Origin of the sequence: Paenibacillus albiflavus (genome assembly GCF_004344915.1) — a bacterium.
GTDB lineage: Bacteria > Bacillota > Bacilli > Paenibacillales > NBRC-103111 > Paenibacillus_AM > Paenibacillus_AM albiflavus.
This window is the reverse complement of the sequence record NZ_SKFG01000075.1, coordinates 1-318: the sequence shown is the minus strand read 5'-3', so window position 1 is coordinate 318 and position 318 is coordinate 1. Positions and strand designations below refer to the sequence as shown.

Sequence of the window (318 nt, the reverse complement as noted above, 5' to 3'; positions counted from 1 at the left end):
CCACGTCCTTCTTCGGCTCCTAGTGCCTAGGCATCCTCCGTGCGCTCTTATTAGCTTAACCTGCTAATATTAGTTTACTTCGCGTTTGGGTTACAAACGCTCGGATGTATCTCTAAGCTCTTACATTTCGTTTCGCTATCTAGTTTTCAAGGAACAAAAGTTTGGAAAGGTTTTATCCTTCCAAAACTGAACACGAGTGAAGAAGTTTTGCAGATGATCTGCATATTTGAATGTTTCCGTTGCAGGAAACGATTCTCCATAGAAAGGAGGTGATCCAGCCGCACCTTCCGATACGGCTACCTTGTTACGACTTCACCC

Annotated in this window: 1 rRNA gene; it reads right to left on the bottom strand. The window is 44.3% G+C overall.

The features are described from left to right. Positions 1-262 precede the first annotated feature (262 nt). Positions 263-318: ribosomal RNA gene (locus E0485_RS24425) — 16S ribosomal RNA — on the bottom strand; the annotation flags it as partial.